This window comes from Pseudomonas soli (genome assembly GCF_900110655.1).
Taxonomy (GTDB): Bacteria; Pseudomonadota; Gammaproteobacteria; order Pseudomonadales; family Pseudomonadaceae; genus Aquipseudomonas; species Aquipseudomonas soli.
The window spans coordinates 1-16,935 of the sequence record NZ_FOEQ01000010.1 but is presented as its reverse complement, the minus strand read 5'-3'; the positions used below and the strand labels follow the sequence as shown (position 1 = coordinate 16,935).

General features: G+C 63.7%; 12 protein-coding genes. 5 read left to right on the top strand and 7 right to left on the bottom strand.

Annotated elements, in window-relative coordinates:
- Positions 1-17 precede the first annotated feature (17 nt).
- The 6 genes from BMY03_RS19725 to ppsA all read right to left on the bottom strand — a co-directional run bounded on the left by BMY03_RS19725 (position 18) and on the right by ppsA (position 6,469).
- Positions 18-842 (bottom strand): mechanosensitive ion channel family protein, encoded by an 825-nt coding sequence (locus BMY03_RS19725; protein ID WP_023632140.1) that lies wholly within the window; start codon positions 840-842, stop codon positions 18-20.
- Positions 843-844: 2 nt separating this feature from the next.
- The gene (locus BMY03_RS19720) at positions 845-1,108 is read right to left on the bottom strand and encodes a hypothetical protein (protein WP_038706516.1); all 264 of its coding nucleotides are present in this window, start codon (positions 1,106-1,108) and stop codon (positions 845-847) included.
- A gap of 168 nt (positions 1,109-1,276) precedes the next feature.
- Positions 1,277-2,272 (bottom strand): zinc transporter ZntB, encoded by a 996-nt coding sequence (locus BMY03_RS19715; protein ID WP_094012042.1) that lies wholly within the window; start codon positions 2,270-2,272, stop codon positions 1,277-1,279.
- Positions 2,273-2,297: 25 nt separating this feature from the next.
- Positions 2,298-2,789: a ribonuclease E activity regulator RraA gene (rraA, locus tag BMY03_RS19710; protein ID WP_023630330.1), complete on the bottom strand. Its 492-nt coding sequence runs from the start codon at positions 2,787-2,789 to the stop codon at positions 2,298-2,300.
- Positions 2,790-2,945: 156 nt separating this feature from the next.
- Positions 2,946-3,941 carry an alpha/beta fold hydrolase gene (locus tag BMY03_RS19705; RefSeq protein ID WP_023630329.1) on the bottom strand — a complete coding sequence of 332 codons (996 nt, stop codon included), beginning with the start codon at positions 3,939-3,941 and terminating at the stop codon, positions 2,946-2,948.
- A 152-nt stretch (positions 3,942-4,093) separates the two neighbouring features.
- Positions 4,094-6,469 (bottom strand): phosphoenolpyruvate synthase, encoded by a 2,376-nt coding sequence (gene ppsA / locus BMY03_RS19700; protein WP_023630328.1) that lies wholly within the window; start codon positions 6,467-6,469, stop codon positions 4,094-4,096.
- Between the two features lie 178 nt (positions 6,470-6,647).
- Here ppsA and ppsR point away from each other — a divergent pair, with 178 nt between their 5' ends.
- Positions 6,648-7,466: a posphoenolpyruvate synthetase regulatory kinase/phosphorylase PpsR gene (ppsR, locus tag BMY03_RS19690; RefSeq protein WP_023630327.1), complete on the top strand. Its 819-nt coding sequence runs from the start codon at positions 6,648-6,650 to the stop codon at positions 7,464-7,466.
- A gap of 151 nt (positions 7,467-7,617) precedes the next feature.
- Here the strand turns inward: ppsR and BMY03_RS19685 are convergent, their stop codons facing one another.
- Positions 7,618-12,483, bottom strand: a complete 4,866-nt coding sequence (locus BMY03_RS19685; RefSeq protein WP_094012041.1) for an NAD-glutamate dehydrogenase — start codon at positions 12,481-12,483, stop codon at positions 7,618-7,620.
- A 290-nt stretch (positions 12,484-12,773) separates the two neighbouring features.
- Here BMY03_RS19685 and BMY03_RS19680 point away from each other — a divergent pair, with 290 nt between their 5' ends.
- The 4 genes from BMY03_RS19680 (at position 12,774) to BMY03_RS19665 (ending at position 16,749) form a co-directional block, all read left to right on the top strand.
- Positions 12,774-13,127, top strand: a complete 354-nt coding sequence (locus tag BMY03_RS19680; RefSeq protein ID WP_094012040.1) for a hypothetical protein — start codon at positions 12,774-12,776, stop codon at positions 13,125-13,127.
- A 240-nt stretch (positions 13,128-13,367) separates the two neighbouring features.
- A complete protein-coding gene (locus tag BMY03_RS19675; protein WP_094012039.1) occupies positions 13,368-14,078 on the top strand; it encodes a FadR/GntR family transcriptional regulator in 711 nt (236 codons plus the stop codon).
- A gap of 102 nt (positions 14,079-14,180) precedes the next feature.
- Positions 14,181-15,374 (top strand): L-2-hydroxyglutarate oxidase, encoded by a 1,194-nt coding sequence (gene lhgO, locus BMY03_RS19670; protein WP_023632060.1) that lies wholly within the window; start codon positions 14,181-14,183, stop codon positions 15,372-15,374.
- A gap of 46 nt (positions 15,375-15,420) precedes the next feature.
- Positions 15,421-16,749 carry an MFS transporter gene (locus BMY03_RS19665; protein WP_023632061.1) on the top strand — a complete coding sequence of 443 codons (1,329 nt, stop codon included), beginning with the start codon at positions 15,421-15,423 and terminating at the stop codon, positions 16,747-16,749.
- Positions 16,750-16,935 lie beyond the last annotated feature (186 nt).

Here is a 16,935-nt window from a genome sequence, read left to right as displayed (position 1 = left end):
TAACAGCTTTTGTTCGGTTAGCGGCTATTCACGCGCTGCTCGAGCAGCTCGCGATTAGACAACGACACCAGTTCGCCATCATCGGTCAGCAGGGTCGTCTTGACCGTGCCGATCTCCTCGATGTGCCCTTCGACCTCGCCAATGCGCACGTGCTGGCCGACCTGATAGAGCTCACGCACATAGATGCCGGCCAGGATCTGCCCGGCAATTTCACGGCTGCCCAGGCCCATCGCCAGGGCAATTGCCAGACCAACGGTAATCAGCCCGATGACGATCACGTGGTTGAGCAGGTCGGTCTTGACCTCCAGCTGGCTGATGGCCACCGAAATACTGATGATGATCACCAGGCCCTGGACGATACGCCCGACGCCAGCGGCGTATTCCAGGCCGATGCCCTCGGCGGCGCCGCGCACAAGGCCGTTGGCCAGTTGCGCCAACAGCACGCCGGCCAGCATCACCAGCGCCGCGCCGAATACCTTGGGCAGGTACAGCGCCAGCATGTCCAGGGTCGCAGAGACCCGCTCCAGGCCCAGCGATTCAGCCGCCGAAACCAGGAATATCAGCAGCACGAACCAATAGACGATCTTGCCGATCAGCGTCGAAATCGGTACCTGGATACCAATCCGGGCGAGCATCTTGGTCAGGCCGGTACCGCTCATCAGGCGGTCCAGGCCGAACTTGGCCAGCACCTTCGACAGCAAGGTGTCGAGCAGCTTGGCCACGACGAAACCAAGCAGCACCACGACCAGCGCGCCGAACAGGTTGGGGATGAAGTTCGCCACCTTGGTCCAAAGGGCAGTCATGGCGGTGACCAGGCTCTGGGTCCAGAGATCGAGTTCCATATTCAATCGGCCTTATCTGCAGGGCTGCCTGCGGCAGGGTTGCGGGTAGAGTTGCGGCGCACCGGCGCGACATGCGCCGAGCCATTGTTCACGGCGATCAGCAGCGCCTGGCTCCAGCGGCCAAGCAGGCTGAACAGATCGCCCGCGCCAACCTGGCGGTTGGCGGTCTTTAGCACGCGCCCCAGGCACGCGGCGTCGTCACGGTCCTGGCCGGACGGCGACGCCTTGAGCAGGTCGCGCAGGGATTCTTCAAACGGATCGTGCATGGGCACCTCGCGCAATGTCAGTCAAAGACGTGGGTGCCGGGCGATGGGTCACACAGCGATGTGGCACGAATGTTTCAAAATGAGTGCCCGAGCCCATCGCGGGGCAAGCCCGCTCCCAGGAAACCAAGCTGAGACCGTGGGAACGGGCTTGCCCCGCGACAGGACACATCACACCCACCGCAAACGCCGGAACAGCAGCCATTGCCCTGCCGCCAGCCCCAGCACGATCAAGCTGGCGAACAGGAATCCATAGGGGCTGTCGGAGCCCGGAATTCCGCCAACATTGATCCCGAGCAATCCGGTGATAAAGCTCATGGGCAGGAAGATGCAGGTGATGATGCCAAACCGGTACATAGTCCGGTTCATCCGTTCGCTGCGGCGCCGATCCTCGCTTTCCAGCACCAGGGCGGCTCGCTCGCGGGCCAGCTCCAGCTCTTCGAGGTAGCGGATCAGGCTGTTGTTCAGCTCGTTCCAGTAGTCCCCGTCGGCATCGGCGAACCAACTGCATTTATTGCGCGAAAGCTGGGCATAGATATCGCGCTGGGGAGCGAGGAAACGGCGCAGGCCGGCAGCACGACGGCGGATCTGCTGCAGGCTGCCTTGGGCCGGGGAATACCGTTCGTCGGATTCTGCCTTTTCCTCTTCCAGATCGACCGCTTCGGACAGGTCGCTGACCAGTGCCTGGACCTTTTCGGTCAGCAGTTCGCCCATCAGCAACAACAGTTCGGAGGCCGTTTTCGGCCCCCTGCCCTCGTCCAGTTGCTGAAGCACCTCGTCGCTGGCGCGCAGCGGTCGCAAACGCAGCGAGATGACCCGCCGCGCTTCGGCGAAGATACGCACCGACACCATGTCCTCGGGTTCGGCACCCGGGTTGAGGTTGACACCGCGCAAGAACAGCAGCATCTGCTCGCCGGCCATCTGCAACAAGCGCGGACGGGTATTTTCTTCAAGCAGCAGGTCGCAGGCGAACTCGCTCAGACCGCTGTCGTGCAGCAGCCAGGTGCGGGTCTGCGGATGGCTGCGATCCCAATGCAGCCACAGGCTCTCCTGCGGCTGCAACTGCAGGTCGTCCAGCTCGGTGCGGGCGATCGAACGCGCGCCACCCTTGCCATCGAGCACCAGGGCATGCACCAGGCCCCATTGCGCGTTGTCTTCCTCGAACATCAAAGCTCCATGGGTGTGCGGCGGATCACTCGGGCATCTTCAGCGGGCTTGGCGAGACCAGCACGCCGTTGTTGTCGGCGTACACGTATTCGCCCGGGCGGAAGGTCACGCCGGCAAAGGTCACCGCGACGTTGAGGTCACCAATGCCGCGTTTGTCGGTTTTCATCGGGTGGCTGGCCAGGGCCTGGATACCGACATCGGTCTGCGCCAGCACGTCCACGTCACGTACGCAGCCATAGATAAGCAGGCCTTCCCAGCCATTCTTCGCGGCCTTCTCGGCAAGCATGTCGCCCAGCAGCGCCCGGCGCAGCGAGCCGCCGCCATCAACCACAAGCACCTTGCCCTTGCCATCAAGCTCGACCTGCTCCTTGACCAGGGAGTTGTCTTCGAAGCACTTGATGGTGACGATCTGGCCGCCGAACGAGTCGTGGCCGCCAAAGTTGCTGAACATGGGCTCGAGCACCTGGACCAGGTCCGGGTAGGCGTCGCACAGGTCGGGCGTTACGTAATGCTGCATGGGAAACTCCTGTCAGTCACAACGAAGCGGATGTCGAGCAAGGCTACACCTTAGGAGGGCTGGCAGTCATCCGGGACCGAGCAGTCAGTTGAACGTCCACCGCACCGGCTTCATCGTCGGCAAGCCGGCGATGGAGCAAGATGCAGCAACTACGTTTCAACTGGCAGCCACAGCCTCCTCCATCACCACCGTCGAGGCGTGCACCGGCACCAGGGGATCGCGCAACCAGCTCTCCACCAACGGCCATACCTGCGCCTGCGCCGGCTTGCTGACCAGCATGTCGACATGCCCGAAGGCCTCGAAGCCCTCCTCACGCCCCAGGCGCAGGAACTGCTTGCTGTCACCACCCCACTGGCCGAAAAGCTTGCGGCAAGCCCAGACCGGATCCTGGAAATCCCCTGCACCGGCCACCGCCAGCAGTGGCACCTCGACCTCGGCCAGGCCCGCCCACCAGTCGCGGTCCTTGTCGCCAAAGCGCCCGAACAGACCATTCCAGCGCAGGCTCTCCAAAGCCAGGCCTATGGGTTCGTCTTCCGGGCCACGCTTGAGGCGCGAACCGGAAATCTGCGCGAACCGCTTGAGCAGCATCCGCGCGCCCCACTCGACGGGTGGCACTTTCAGTGGCCAGTAAACCCGGCTGACCTGGGTCCCGAACAACGCCACGCTGGCGACAAGGCCCGGGGCCAGATAACCGCTGCCCAGCGCCGCCGCCAACGTCGTACCACCCAACGAGTGGCCAATCCAGCGTGGGGCCTGCCCAGCCTTTTCATGAACGAAGGCGCCGATCACCGGAAGGTCGTAGCGCGCATAATCGGCCACCCGATTCTGCCGCCAATCGCGGTTGCGCGGCGACAAGCCGTGGCCGCGCATCTCCGGGATCCACACATCGAAGCCAGCACGCGCCAGATAAGCGCCCAGGCCTATGCCCTTGGGCGAATACCAGAAACGCCGGTTGGAGAAGCTGCCGTGCAGGAGAATGACCGGCACACCTTGGACACCGTGCTGATCAGCCAGGCCCAGACGGGTGACGGCCAGCTCGACGCTATGGTCGGGACTGTTGCCAGCCTTGATCCGGTAGACGTCTTCACTAAGGTCGCCGCGGCGCTCGGCACTGAGCAACGCGACGGGAAATTGGGTGGAGCTGCTTTGCATGGGTTCACAGATTCAGTGGACATGAAACGTGGGAGCGGGCTTGCCCCGCGAGAGCGTCAGAGCAGACTACAGATGTGTCTTCGCTGACGCTATCGCGGGACAAGCCCGCTCCCACGCATTAACATCAGGGCGCAAGCACCCTGCTCACAGCATCAGGCCGCGCCCTGGCCCTCGGCCAGGAAGAACCAGGTCTCGAGCACCGAGTCCGGGTTCAGCGACACGCTTTCAATGCCCTGTTCCATCAGCCACTTGGCCAGGTCCGGGTGGTCCGACGGGCCCTGGCCACAAATGCCGATGTACTTGCCGGCCTTGTTACACGCGGCGATGGCGTTGGCCAGCAGTTTCTTCACGGCCGGATTTCGCTCATCGAACAGGTGAGCGATGATCCCCGAGTCGCGGTCCAGGCCCAGCGTGAGCTGGGTCAGGTCGTTGGAACCGATGGAGAAGCCATCGAAGTACTCGAGGAACTCTTCGGCCAGGATGGCGTTGGACGGCAACTCGCACATCATGATCACGCGAAGGCCGTTGTCACCGCGGGCCAGGCCGTTTTCGGCGAGCAGGTCGACAACCTGGCTGGCCTCGCCCAAGGTACGCACGAACGGCACCATGATCTCGACGTTGGTCAGGCCCATCTCGTTACGCACGCGTTTGAGGGCGCGGCATTCAAGCTCGAAGCAGTCACGGAACGACTCGCTGATGTAACGCGAAGCGCCGCGGAAGCCCAGCATTGGGTTTTCCTCTTCCGGCTCATACAGCTTGCCGCCGATCAGGTTGGCGTACTCGTTAGACTTGAAGTCCGATAGGCGCACGATGACCTTTTTCGGGTAGAAGGCTGCGGCCAGGGTGCTGATGCCCTCGACCAGCTTCTCGACATAGAAGCCGACCGGGTCGTTATAGCCGGCAATGCGCTTGTCGACGCTCTCTTTCAGTTCCGGCGGCAGGCCGGCGTAATTCAGCAGCGCCTTGGGGTGTACGCCGATCATGCGGTTGATGATGAACTCCAGGCGCGCCAGGCCGACACCGGCATTGGGCAACTGGGCGAAGTCGAAGGCGCGATCCGGGTTGCCCACGTTCATCATGATCTTGAACGGCAGCTCCGGCATGGCATCGACAGAGTTCTGCTTGACGTCGAAGCCCAGCTCACCTTCGAAGATGAATCCGGTGTCGCCTTCGGCGCAGGAGACGGTCACGCCTTGGCCATCCTTCAGGACCTGGGTGGCGTTGCCGCAGCCGACGACGGCCGGGATGCCCAGCTCACGGGCGATGATCGCCGCGTGGCAGGTACGCCCGCCACGGTTGGTGACGATGGCGCTGGCGCGCTTCATCACCGGCTCCCAGTCCGGGTCGGTCATGTCCGAGACCAGTACATCGCCTGGCTGGACCTTGTCCATCTCGGACACGTCGTTGATCACGCGGACCTTGCCGGCGCCGATGCGCTGGCCGATGGCACGGCCTTCGACCAGTACGGTGCCCTTCTCTTTCAGCAGGTAGCGTTCCATGACATTGGCGCTGGCGCGGCTCTTCACGGTCTCGGGACGGGCCTGGACGATGTACAGCTTGCCGTCGTCACCGTCCTTGGCCCACTCGATGTCCATCGGGCGCTGGTAGTGCTGTTCGATGATCATGGCCTGCTTGGCCAGTTCATTGACTTCGTCGTCGCTCAGGCAGAAGCGCGCACGCTCGGCGCGGTCGACCTCGACGGTCTTGACCGAACGACCGGCCTTGGCTTCGTCGCCATAGACCATCTTGATCGCCTTGCTGCCCAGGTTGCGGCGCAGGATCGCCGGGCGACCGGCCTGCAAGGTGTTCTTGTGAACGTAGAATTCGTCCGGGTTGACCGCCCCCTGCACCACGGTTTCACCCAGGCCATAGGCACCGGTGATGAATACCACGTCGCGGAAGCCCGACTCGGTGTCCAGGGTGAACATCACACCCGCGGTGCCGGTTTCGGAACGGACCATGCGCTGCACGCCGGCGGACAGGGCGACCAGTTTGTGGTCGAAGCCCTGGTGTACACGGTAGGAAATGGCCCGATCGTTGAACAGCGAGGCGAACACTTCCTTGGCCGCGCGGATCACGTTGTCGACGCCACGGATGTTGAGGAAAGTCTCCTGCTGGCCAGCGAAGGAGGCGTCTGGCAGGTCTTCGGCCGTGGCCGAGGAACGCACGGCCACCGCCATGTTGTCGTTGCCCTGGGACATTTCGGCGAAAGCGGTTCGGATTTCCGAATCAAGGCGGGCCGGGAAATCGGCTTCCATCACCCACTGGCGAATTTGCGCACCGGTCTTGGCCAAGGCGTTGACATCGTCGACATCCAGCGCGTCGAGCGCCGCATGAATGCGGTCGTTCAGGCCACTTTGCTCGAGAAAATCGCGGTACGCCTGAGCCGTAGTGGCAAAGCCGCCCGGCACCGAGACACCAGCACCTGCGAGGTTACTGATCATCTCGCCCAGGGATGCGTTCTTGCCCCCCACATGCTCCACATCATGGACGCCGAGCTTATCGAGGGAAACTACGTACTCTACCAAGGTGATCTCTCCACTAACTGTATTGGAAAAGCTCAAGGGCGCCCGCCTGCCTGACTGACTGGGCCGGACGCTTGTGGCCTGGACCTGGAAAATAAGTGAGAATGCCGTGCAACCGCGTTCGGCAAACCGAACCTATCATATCCAGAAATCTTCGGCAGCTTAAGGCCCCCAGGTGCAAATGAAACGAACCGCGTTCTTCATCTCCGACGGTACCGGCATCACTGCAGAAACGCTGGGCCAGAGCCTGCTCGCACAATTCGAGAGCATTCCGTTCAATAAATTCACGCGACCCTACATCGACACGCTGGAAAAGGCCCGGGCCATGGTCCAGCAAATCAACGCCGCGGCCGAGCGCGACGGGGTGCGTCCGATCATATTCGACACCATCGTCAACCAGGACATCCGTGAGGTCATGGCCACGTCCAATGGCTTCATGATCGACATCTTCTCGACGTTTTTATCCCCGCTCGAGCAGGAATTGACTGCCCATTCGTCGTATTCCGTGGGCAAGTCCCACTCGATCGGTGGCAATTCCAACTATATGGAGCGGATCGAGGCGGTCAACTTCGCCCTGGACAACGACGATGGCGCGCGTACCCACTACTACGACAAGGCCGACCTGATCCTGGTGGGCGTATCACGCTGCGGCAAGACCCCAACCTGCCTGTACATGGCCATGCAGTTCGGTATTCGTGCCGCGAACTACCCGCTGACCGAGGACGACATGGAACGCCTGCAGCTGCCGCCAGTGCTCAAGAAGCACCACAACAAGCTGTTCGGCCTGACCATCGACCCCGACCGACTGACCGCGATCCGCCACGAACGCAAGCCCAACAGCCGCTATTCGAGCTTCGCGCAGTGCGAATTCGAAGTGCGCGAAGTGGAAAACCTGTTCCGTCGGGAAAACATTCCCAACATCAACTCCACGCATTTTTCGGTGGAAGAGATTTCGGCGAAGATTCTGGTGGAGAAAGGGGTGGAGCGGCGGTTCAAGTAACGCGAGGGGCTCGTCACAAGATTTTCATCGCCAGTGAGACCGAGCGCGGCGCGGGCGGCGCTCGATTCGCGCACCACCACAAACTCAGCGCGCGCCCCATGAAAAAGCCCCGGCATCACTGCCGGGGCTTTCTTTTACCTCAACGCAAGGCTCAGGACGGCATCACCGTCGCCTGCCCGCTCAGCGCCAGGTCGACCAGCTCGCGGTTGGCCACCGCGTACATCGCATAGTCGGTGCCGGTGGCGTTGCGCAGGTCGTCGAGCATGGCGCGCCAGCGCTCGACCATCACCCGGTGCTGCTCGCACCACAGGGCCACGCGGGCGTCCATGTCTTCCGGCGCGTCGGCCATCTGCAGTACGGAGATAGTGATCGCCCGCTGCTGCAGGTCGATGTCGTCGCGGAACGCCTCGCGGGCCAGGGCCTGCCAGTTGTTCTCCACCGGCAGGTTGCTGATCTCCTGCAGGTACCAGGTCAGGTCCAGCGAGCTGCCCACGGCGAAGAACGCCTTGGCCACCTGCGCCGGATCGTGCCCGGTGACGTCCGAAGCCTCGATGATCGGCAACAGGGTGTACAGGTGGGTGGTACCGGCGACCATGCGTGCCAGCAATTCTGGTACACCCGCATTGACGAAGCCCTGGTAACGGTTCATCCAGCGCTCACGGGTTGGTCCCTCCAGCAGTTCGTCGAGTTTCAGCCCCAGCTGGGCGATCTTCGGCCCGAAGTGCGCCACGTCACGCCCGGCGTCCTGCTCGTTGCGGCGGCTACGCAGGAACCAGCGGGTGGCCCGACGCCCCAGACGCATGAGCTCGTCCATCAAGGTCAGCTGGATCTCGGCCGGAACTTGGTAGTCCAGGGCCTCGATCTGGCGGAACCAATGCGGCAGGTGGAAGATATCGCGCACAATCACATAGGCACCGGCCACGTTGGCCGGGCTCATGCCGGTGGACTCCTTCAGGCGCTGCACGAAGGTGATGCCCATGTTGTTGACCAGGTCATTGGCGATCTGGGTGCTGACGATCTCGCGCTTCAGGCGGTGGCGGCGCATCGAGTCGGCGAACTTGCTGACCAGCGACGGCGGGAACGCGGTCTCCATGTCGCGGGTCAGGTAGTCGTCGTCCGGCACCAGCGACTTGAGCAGTTGCTCCTTGAGGTCGATCTTGCTGTATGAGATCAGCACCGAGAGCTCGGCGCGGGTCAGGCCCTGCCCCGCCGCCAGGCGCTCGGCCAGCTGCTCTTCGCTGGGCAGGAACTCGATGGCGCGGTCCAGCTTGCCACGTGCCTCCAGGTCGGCCATCAGGCGCTTGTACTCGGCGATGCGCTCGCGGGCACGGCGGGCCGCCAGCGACAGCGCTTGCGTCTGCTTATAGTTGTTGCCCAGCACCAGCCCGGCGACTTCGTCGGTCATGCTGCCCAGCAGCTGGTTGCGCTGCTTCTCGGTCATGTCGCCACCCTGCACCACTTCGTTGAGCAGGATCTTGATGTTGACCTCGTGGTCGGAGCAGTCGACGCCACCAGCGTTATCGATGAAGTCGGTGTTGGTGGCGCCGCCGTTCAGGCCGAACTCGACACGGCCGAGCTGGGTCATGCCCAGGTTGCCGCCCTCGCCCACTACCTTGCAACGCAGCTCGTTGCCGTTGACGCGCAGGGCGTCGTTGGCCTTGTCGCCGACATCGGCGTGGCTTTCGCTGCTGGCCTTGACGTAGGTGCCGATACCACCGTTCCACAGCAGGTCCACCGGTGCCTGCAGCAGTGCATGCAGCAGTTCGGTCGGGGTCAGGCGGTCGGCTTCGATGGCGAAGCGTTCCTTCATCTGCGGGCTGATGGCGATGCTCTTGGCGCTACGTGGGAAGATCCCGCCGCCTTCGGACATGATGCCGGTGTCGTAGTCGCTCCAGGCCGAGCGCGGCAGGTCGAACAGGCGCTTGCGTTCGGCGAAACTGGTGGCCGGGTCCGGGTTCGGGTCGATGAAGATGTGCAGGTGGTTGAACGCCGCCACCAGTTGCAGTTTGTCGGACATCAGCAGGCCGTTGCCGAACACGTCGCCGGCCATGTCGCCGACACCAACCACGGTGATCGGGTCTTCCTGCACGTTGATGCCGCGCTCGCGGAAGTGGCGCTGCACACCAACCCAGGCGCCACGCGCGGTGATGCCCATCTTCTTGTGGTCATAGCCGGCCGAGCCGCCCGAGGCGAACGCGTCGCCCAGCCAGAAGCCGTAGTCGATGGCGATGCCGTTGGCGATGTCGGAGAAGGTCGCGGTGCCTTTGTCGGCCGCCACCACCAGGTACGGATCGTCGTCATCGTGGCGCACCACGTTGGCCGGCGGCACTACGCCACCGTCCTTCAGGTTGTCGGTGATGTCGAGCAGGCCAGAAATGAAGATGCGGTAGCACGCCACGCCTTCGGCGGCGATCTCGTCACGGCTGCCGCCCAGCGGCAGGCGGCGCGGCAGGAAGCCGCCCTTGGCGCCGACCGGGACGATCACCGAGTTCTTCACCTGCTGGGCCTTGACCAGGCCGAGCACCTCGGTGCGGAAGTCTTCCTCGCGGTCCGACCAGCGCAGGCCGCCGCGGGCGACGTTGCCAAAGCGCAGGTGCACGCCCTCGACCCGGGGCGAATAGACGAAGATCTCGAACTTCGGCACCGGCTTGGGCAGCTCGGGGATCAGCTTGGGGTTGAACTTGAAGCTGAAGTACGACTTGTTCTGGCCGTTGGCGTCCGGCTGGTAGAAGTTGGTGCGCAGGGTGGCCTTGATCAGGTCCAGGTAGCGCCGCAGGATGCGGTCCTCGTTGAGCACCTGGACATCGTCCAGGGCGGTGAGGATCGCCTGCTCCAGGCGTTGCTGCTTGTCGTCGAGGTCTTCGTTGGTGAGCTTGCGCGCCAAGTAGAAGCGGGTCTTGAACAACCGGGTCAGCTCGCGGGCGATATCGGTGTGGTTGTTCAGGGTGCTGGCGATGTAGCCCAGGTCGAAGCCCAGGCGGATCTGCTTGAGGTAACGGGCGTAGGCACGCAGCAACGCGACGTCGCGCCATGGCAGGCCGGCGGTCAGCACCAGGCGGTTGAACGCGTCGTTCTCGGCGTCGCCCTTGACGATATGGACAAAGGCGTCCTGGAAGGTGTCGTTGAGCTGCTGGATGTCGAGGTTGAGGCCTTCGCTGTAGGTGAAAGCGAAGTCGTGGATCCAGAACTCGCGGCCGCTGGCGTGGCGCAGGCGGTAAGGGAACTCACCGAGCACGCGCAGGCCGAGGTTTTCCAGGATCGGCAGCACGTCCGACAGTGCCAGCGGCGTATCGGCGTGGTAGAGCTTGCAGTGCAGCGTGCGCTCACCGAGCTGCGTCAGCGGCTGGTAGAAGCTCATGGCCAGCGGCTTGGCCTCGGACAGGTTGAGCACATGTTGCATGTCGACCACCGCCGAATGCGCGGCGAAGCGCTCGCGGTAGCCGGCCGGGAAGCCTTTCGGGAAGTCGGCGAGGATGTTGGTGCCGTGGGCTTCGCCGAAGTTTTCCACCACCAGCGCCGAGAAGTCGTCCTGCCACGAACGGCAGGCCTGGATCACTTCGTTCTCCAGCTGCTGCGGATCGATCTCGATGCGATTCTTCGGGTCGACCCGCAGGATCAGTTGCACGCGGGCCAGCACCGACTCGGAGAAGAAGGTCCAGAATTCGCAGTCGGTGGCTTTCAGGCGCTCCATGAGCACCTGCTGGATCTTCTGCCGCACCTCGGTGGAGTAGATCTCGCGCGGCACGTAGGCCAGGCAGTAGCAGAAGCGGCCGTACGGGTCCTTGCGCAGGAACACGCGGATCTTGTTGCGTTCCTGGATCTGCACGATCGACATGGCGGTGCTGAACAGCTCGTCCACCGGGGTCTGGAACAGGTCGTCGCGGGGCAGCACTTCCAGGACCTGGGCCAATTCCTTGCCCAGGTGCGCCTTCGGGTCGAAATGCGAGCGGCGCTCGACTTCGGCGACCTTGCCGCGGATGTAGGGGATGGTGTGCACGCTCTCGCCGTACACCGACGAGGTGTACAGGCCCATGAAGCGGCATTCCTTGACCACCTTGCCGTCCTGGTCGATCTGGCGGATCGACACGTAGTCCGGGTAGGCCGGGCGGTGCACGCGGCTTGGCTGCGAAGCCTTGGCGAAGGACAGCAGGCGCGGTTCGCGCAGGTAGGCGACGGCGTAGTCCTCGATGCGCAGGTCATCGGCGCCCAGGCCTGCGCGCAGCAGGCGGGCCAGGCCCAGGAACGAGGCGTCGTCGTAGACCAGGTGGCCGCCGTCGGCGTCGGACTCGACGGTGAACTCCTCGTAGCCGAGGAAGGTGAAATGGTTGTCCAGCAGCCACGACAAGAAGCTCTTCACCTCGGCCTTGTCGTTCTGCGCGGGGCCGAAGGCGTTCTGCTCCACCAGGTCCAGCAGCTCGCGGATCTTGGCCTTCATCGGCTCGAAGTCGGCTACCACGCCCCGCACCTCGGCCAGCACCTGCTCCAGCTCCATGGCCAGGGTGTTGAGCTCGCCGGTGTTGGAGCAGCGGTCGATCTCCAGGTACATCAGCGATTCATGGCTGACGCCCTCGCCCAGGGTGCCCTTGGGCAGCAGCTCGACCAGCTCGCCCTTGGCGCCGCGGCGCACGCTGAGCACGGTGGTTTGCAGGGTGTGGATGCTGTAGCCGCGGCGGTTGAGCTCGGTGCGCACAGAGTCGACCAGGAATGGCAGGTCGTGGTGCAGCACCTCGACCACGGTGTGCGTGGATTGCCAGCCGTGGCGTTCGTAATCGGGGTTGTAGACCCGCACCTGCGGGTGCGCGGCGTCGAAGCGCTCGATGATGCGCCAGGCGGACAGCGTGCAGCCGGCCAGGTCCGACAGCCTGCGCTGAGTGAGTTCGTCCAGAGAGATGATGCCGAAGAACTGTTCAGCGAACAGTGCCACTTGTGGCAGGGACTGTTCGTTGATGTGCTGCGCCAGGGCCGCTTGCAGTTGATGCTGGAAGTCGGCTTTGCTGGCTGCGGTGAAGAACGCCATCTGTGGTACTCCGCTTGGGCTTTGTTATAGGTGAAGCGTCGCGTACATGCGCCTTGTACGGATCAACCATAGCCAACCCGTGGCAAGACAGAAGCGTTGGGTGCCTGCAAAAGCGACTGCCAGGTGGCTGTGCCTTTACGGGAACCCATCGACAGGGCAGCTTAACGACTGAACGGTCACTTGGGCTTGCAGCGCTGCGACAATTTCGGTCAATGCGCGGTAACTTTACGTTTATCAGTGTGCGCAAGGCTGTCAGAATTCCTTTTCATCTCCATTAATCCGAGTGCGCCATGCAATTGAAAACCGCCCTGCTCTTCGCCACCGCCTGCGACGACGAGGAAGACAACATGGCGACCCTGTGCTGCCACAGCGAAAAGGGCCAGATGTTCCTGCTGACCCGCTACCCGGACGAGGACACCGTCGACCTGACCCTGGACGACGAGCCGTCGACGCTGGACGGGCTGAAGGTGACCTTGAGCGCCACCCGCCTGCTGATCGAAGTGGCGGCCGGGGATCGCGATGCGCTGAAGGGCGACGAAGAACTGGAGATCATCCTGACTACCTCGGGCAGCGACCTGGAGGAAGTGGCGCTGACCTTGCGCAACATCCTCGACGGCACCGGGACCTTCGTGTCCGAGATCTGAGCCCGGCGCATCGCCACGCTCATGAACAAAACGCAGTTCGACCAGGACAGCATGGGAGTTGGCTTGACCCGCGATCACCGGCAAAGCCGGTGCCATACGCCCCATCGCGGGGCAAGCCCGCTCCCACGCCGGATACTTGCAGCGCTGCTCCGATCCCCAGCAGAAACAACGACAGCGTTGACAGCTGACCACAGGGGCAGGCATTGTCTGACAACCTGACCAATAGGCACCCGCACGTCCATGCTAGAGCTCCAGCGCCCCGACACCCTCGTTGAACGCGTCGTCAGCGCCATCCGCGCCGAGATCGATGCCGGCCGCCTGGCCGCCGAGTCGCGCCTGCCCACCGAACAGCAACTGGCCGACCAGCTCAATGTCAGCCGCTCGGTGGTGCGCGAGGCCGTGGCGCAGCTCAAGGCCGACGGCGTGCTGATCGCTCGCCGTGGGCTCGGTTCGTACATCTCGCAGACCCCAAACGGCACGGTGTTCCGCTTCCCTGGCAGCAACGGGCGCAAGCCGGACCTGGTGCAGATGTTCGAGATGCGCCTGTGGATCGAGACCCAGGCCGCCGCCATCGCCGCCCGCCGCCGCGATACCGATGACCTCCAGCGCATGGCCGCGGCCCTGGGCACCATGGAAGACCCGCGCAGCGACTTTGCCACCGCCGCGGCCGCCGACGTGGCCTTTCACCGTGCCATCGCCGACGCCGGCAAGAACGACTACTTCGTCGCCTTCCACGATTTCCTCGGTGGCCAGCTGGCCGCCGCGCGCCGCACCGCCTGGGAAAACTCCGCCACTCCGGCGGTAGGCGGCTCGGCTGACGCCCTGCGTGAGCACCGGGCCTTGTACCAGGCCATTGCCGACGGTGACCGCCATGCGGCCGCCGCCTGCGCCGAAGCCCACCTGCGCGCCTCGGCCAAGCGCTTGAAACTCGACCTCCCCGACCTCGACTGACCCCGGAGAACCCTATCGCAACCTGGCGAGGTTTTTACGCGCACCACTTAGTCTGACAACCTGATAAGCAGATTCACCGACAAGAATTCCAAGGTACCCTGCATGACCTACGACTATTGCATCATCGGCGGCGGCATCGTCGGCCTCGCCACCGCGATGGCCCTGCTCACCCATCGCCCCGGCGCCTCGCTGCTGATCCTGGAAAAGGAGGCCAGCCTCGGCCGCCACCAGACCGGCCACAACAGCGGCGTGATCCATGCTGGTATCTACTATGCACCCGGCAGCCTCAAGGCCGACCTGTGCAAGCGCGGCGCCCAGGCCACCAAGGACTTCTGCGCCGAGCACGGCATCGCCTTCGAGGTCTGCGGCAAGCTGCTGGTGGCCTCCAACGACCTGGAGGTGCAGCGCATGCAGGCGCTGTACGAGCGTTCGCAACAGAACGGCCTGAAGGTCGAGCGCCTGGACGCCGACGCCCTGCGTGAACGCGAGCCGAACATCGTCGGCAAGGGCGCGCTGTTCCTCGATGCCACCGGTATCGTCGACTACCAGCAGGTATGCGACGCCATGGCCAAGGTGATTCGCCAGGCCGGTGGCGAAGTGCACCTGTCCACCGCCGTGCGCGCCATCCAGGAGCATGCCGATCATGTCGCGGTCAGCACCGACGACAACACCTGGCGCGCCCGCCAGCTGGTGGCCTGCGCCGGCCTGCAATCCGACCGCCTGGCGCGCCTGGCCGGGGTGAAGATCGACCACCAGATCATCCCCTTCCGCGGCGAGTACTACCGCCTGCCGGCGAGCAAGAACCAGATCGTCAACCACCTCATCTACCCGATCCCCGATCCGGAGCTGCCGTTCCTTGGCGTGCACCTGACGCGAATGATCGACGGCAGCGTCACCGTCGGCCCCAACGCGGTGCTCGGCTTTGGCCGGGAGAACTACCGCAAGTTCTCGGTGAACTGGCGCGATGTCGCCGAGTACGCACGCTTCCCCGGTTTCTGGAAAACCATCTGGAACAACCTCGGTTCCGGCACCGCCGAGATGAAGAACTCGCTGTTCAAGCGCGGCTACCTGGAGCAGTGCCGCAAGTACTGCCCGTCGCTCCAAGTCGAGGACCTGCTGCCCTATGAGGCCGGCATCCGCGCCCAGGCGGTGATGCGCGACGGCACCCTGGTGCACGACTTCCTGTTCGCCGAGACGCCGCGAATGGTGCACGTGTGCAACGCACCGTCGCCGGCCGCCACTTCGGCCATCCCCATCGGCCAGATGATCGCCGAAAAGATCCTCGAGGCCCGCTGAAGCACCTGCTGCATCCACAACTACAAAGACAACAAGGAAACCTCAGATGTCGGTATACGAGACGGCCCCGGCCGCGCCGGAAACCCCCGAACAGCAACGCAAGCGCCTGCGCAAGGTGGCGGCGGCGACCATCTTCGGCTCAATGCTGGAGTGGTATGACTTCTATCTCTACGCGACCATGGCCGCGATCGTCTTCTCGAAGATCTTCTTCGACCCGAGCAACCCGGCGGTGGCCTCGCTGCTGGCGTTTTCCACCTTCGCCATCGGTTTCATCGCCCGGCCGTTCGGCGGTGTGCTGTTCGGCTACCTGGGTGACCGTTTCGGGCGCAAGCATGTGCTGGTGATCACCTTTTGCATGATGGGCCTGTGCACCATGCTGATCGGCCTGATCCCCGGCTACGCGACCATTGGTATCTGGGCGCCGATCCTGCTGGTGATCATCCGCATCATCCAGGGCCTGGGCGCCGGTGCCGAGCTGTCCGGCGCGGCAGTGACCTCCTACGAGCATGCCAGCGAAGGCAAGCGCGGCAGCCAGGGTGCCTGGCCGGCGCTGGGGCTGAACCTGGGCCTGCTGCTGTCGTCGCTGACCGTGTACCTGCTGACCATGAACGGCAACGAATTCCTGCTGGCCGGCGGCTGGCGCATCCCGTTCATCGCCAGTATCGCCCTGGTGGCGGTGGGCCTGTGGGTGCGCAAGAGCATCCCCGAGACCCCGGACTTCAAGGAGCTGGACAAGGCCGATGACAAACCGCAGGTGTCGCCGCTGAAGCTGCTGTTCAGGAATGACCTCAAGGGCCTGGCCGTGGTGTTTTTCGTGGCGGTGGGCTACAACGCCCTGAGCTACATCTTCAAGACCTTCTCGCTGGCCTACCTGACCCAGTTCAAGGGCGTCGAGGCGCATGTCACCTCGCTGTCGGTGACCCTGGCCAGCCTGGTGGCGATCTTCGCCGTGCCGTTCTTCGGCTGGCTGTGCGACAAGTGGAGCAGCAAGACCGTGCTGATGCTCGGCGGGCTGCTGTCGGCGCTGTTCGCCTTCCCGTTCCTGCAACTGCTGTCGACTGGCGAGCCGATGATGATCTACCTGGCCATCGCCGTGGGCACCGGGATACTGGCGCCGATGATGTTTGCCCCGCAGGGGTCGTTCCTCAGCCGGCAGTTCCCCACCCAGACGCGCTCGTCCGGGTTCGGCACCGGGCGAGAGGTCGGTACCGCGGTGGCCGGTGGCCTGGCGCCGTTGGGCGGGCTGGCGCTGGTGGCAGGTTCCGCGACTCATTCAACCGATGGCGTGGCGATGATATTGGCGGTGGCCGGGGTGCTGGTGGTGGTGTTTGCGTTCTTTGACCAAGGGTGGAGGCATTCGAAGGCGAAGAACTAAACAAAGCCACGATCGGATCTTGATCTTGATCTTGATCTTGATCTTGATCGCAAGATTAACTGCGTAGTCACTAGCGACAGCTGCGTCAGTTCAGGCGCCGCCCGTAACTTCGCGACTTCAGGAGGCCGAACGGAGGTCTTGCGGAGGGAGGTGACGGGCATGGATGCCCGTCAAGCGCTGCGCCCC

Coding starts and splice junctions, on each gene's coding strand:
- BMY03_RS19680 (WP_094012040.1), top strand. CDS start 12,774: ATGCAATTGAAAACCGCCCTGCTCTTCGCCACCGCCTGCGACGACGAG.
- lhgO (WP_023632060.1), top strand. CDS start 14,181: ATGACCTACGACTATTGCATCATCGGCGGCGGCATCGTCGGCCTCGCC.
- BMY03_RS19725 (WP_023632140.1), bottom strand. CDS start 842: ATGGAACTCGATCTCTGGACCCAGAGCCTGGTCACCGCCATGACTGCC.
- BMY03_RS19665 (WP_023632061.1), top strand. CDS start 15,421: ATGTCGGTATACGAGACGGCCCCGGCCGCGCCGGAAACCCCCGAACAG.
- BMY03_RS19705 (WP_023630329.1), bottom strand. CDS start 3,941: ATGCAAAGCAGCTCCACCCAATTTCCCGTCGCGTTGCTCAGTGCCGAG.
- BMY03_RS19675 (WP_094012039.1), top strand. CDS start 13,368: ATGCTAGAGCTCCAGCGCCCCGACACCCTCGTTGAACGCGTCGTCAGC.
- BMY03_RS19715 (WP_094012042.1), bottom strand. CDS start 2,272: ATGTTCGAGGAAGACAACGCGCAATGGGGCCTGGTGCATGCCCTGGTG.
- BMY03_RS19685 (WP_094012041.1), bottom strand. CDS start 12,483: ATGGCGTTCTTCACCGCAGCCAGCAAAGCCGACTTCCAGCATCAACTG.
- ppsR (WP_023630327.1), top strand. CDS start 6,648: ATGAAACGAACCGCGTTCTTCATCTCCGACGGTACCGGCATCACTGCA.
- rraA (WP_023630330.1), bottom strand. CDS start 2,789: ATGCAGCATTACGTAACGCCCGACCTGTGCGACGCCTACCCGGACCTG.
- BMY03_RS19720 (WP_038706516.1), bottom strand. CDS start 1,108: ATGCACGATCCGTTTGAAGAATCCCTGCGCGACCTGCTCAAGGCGTCG.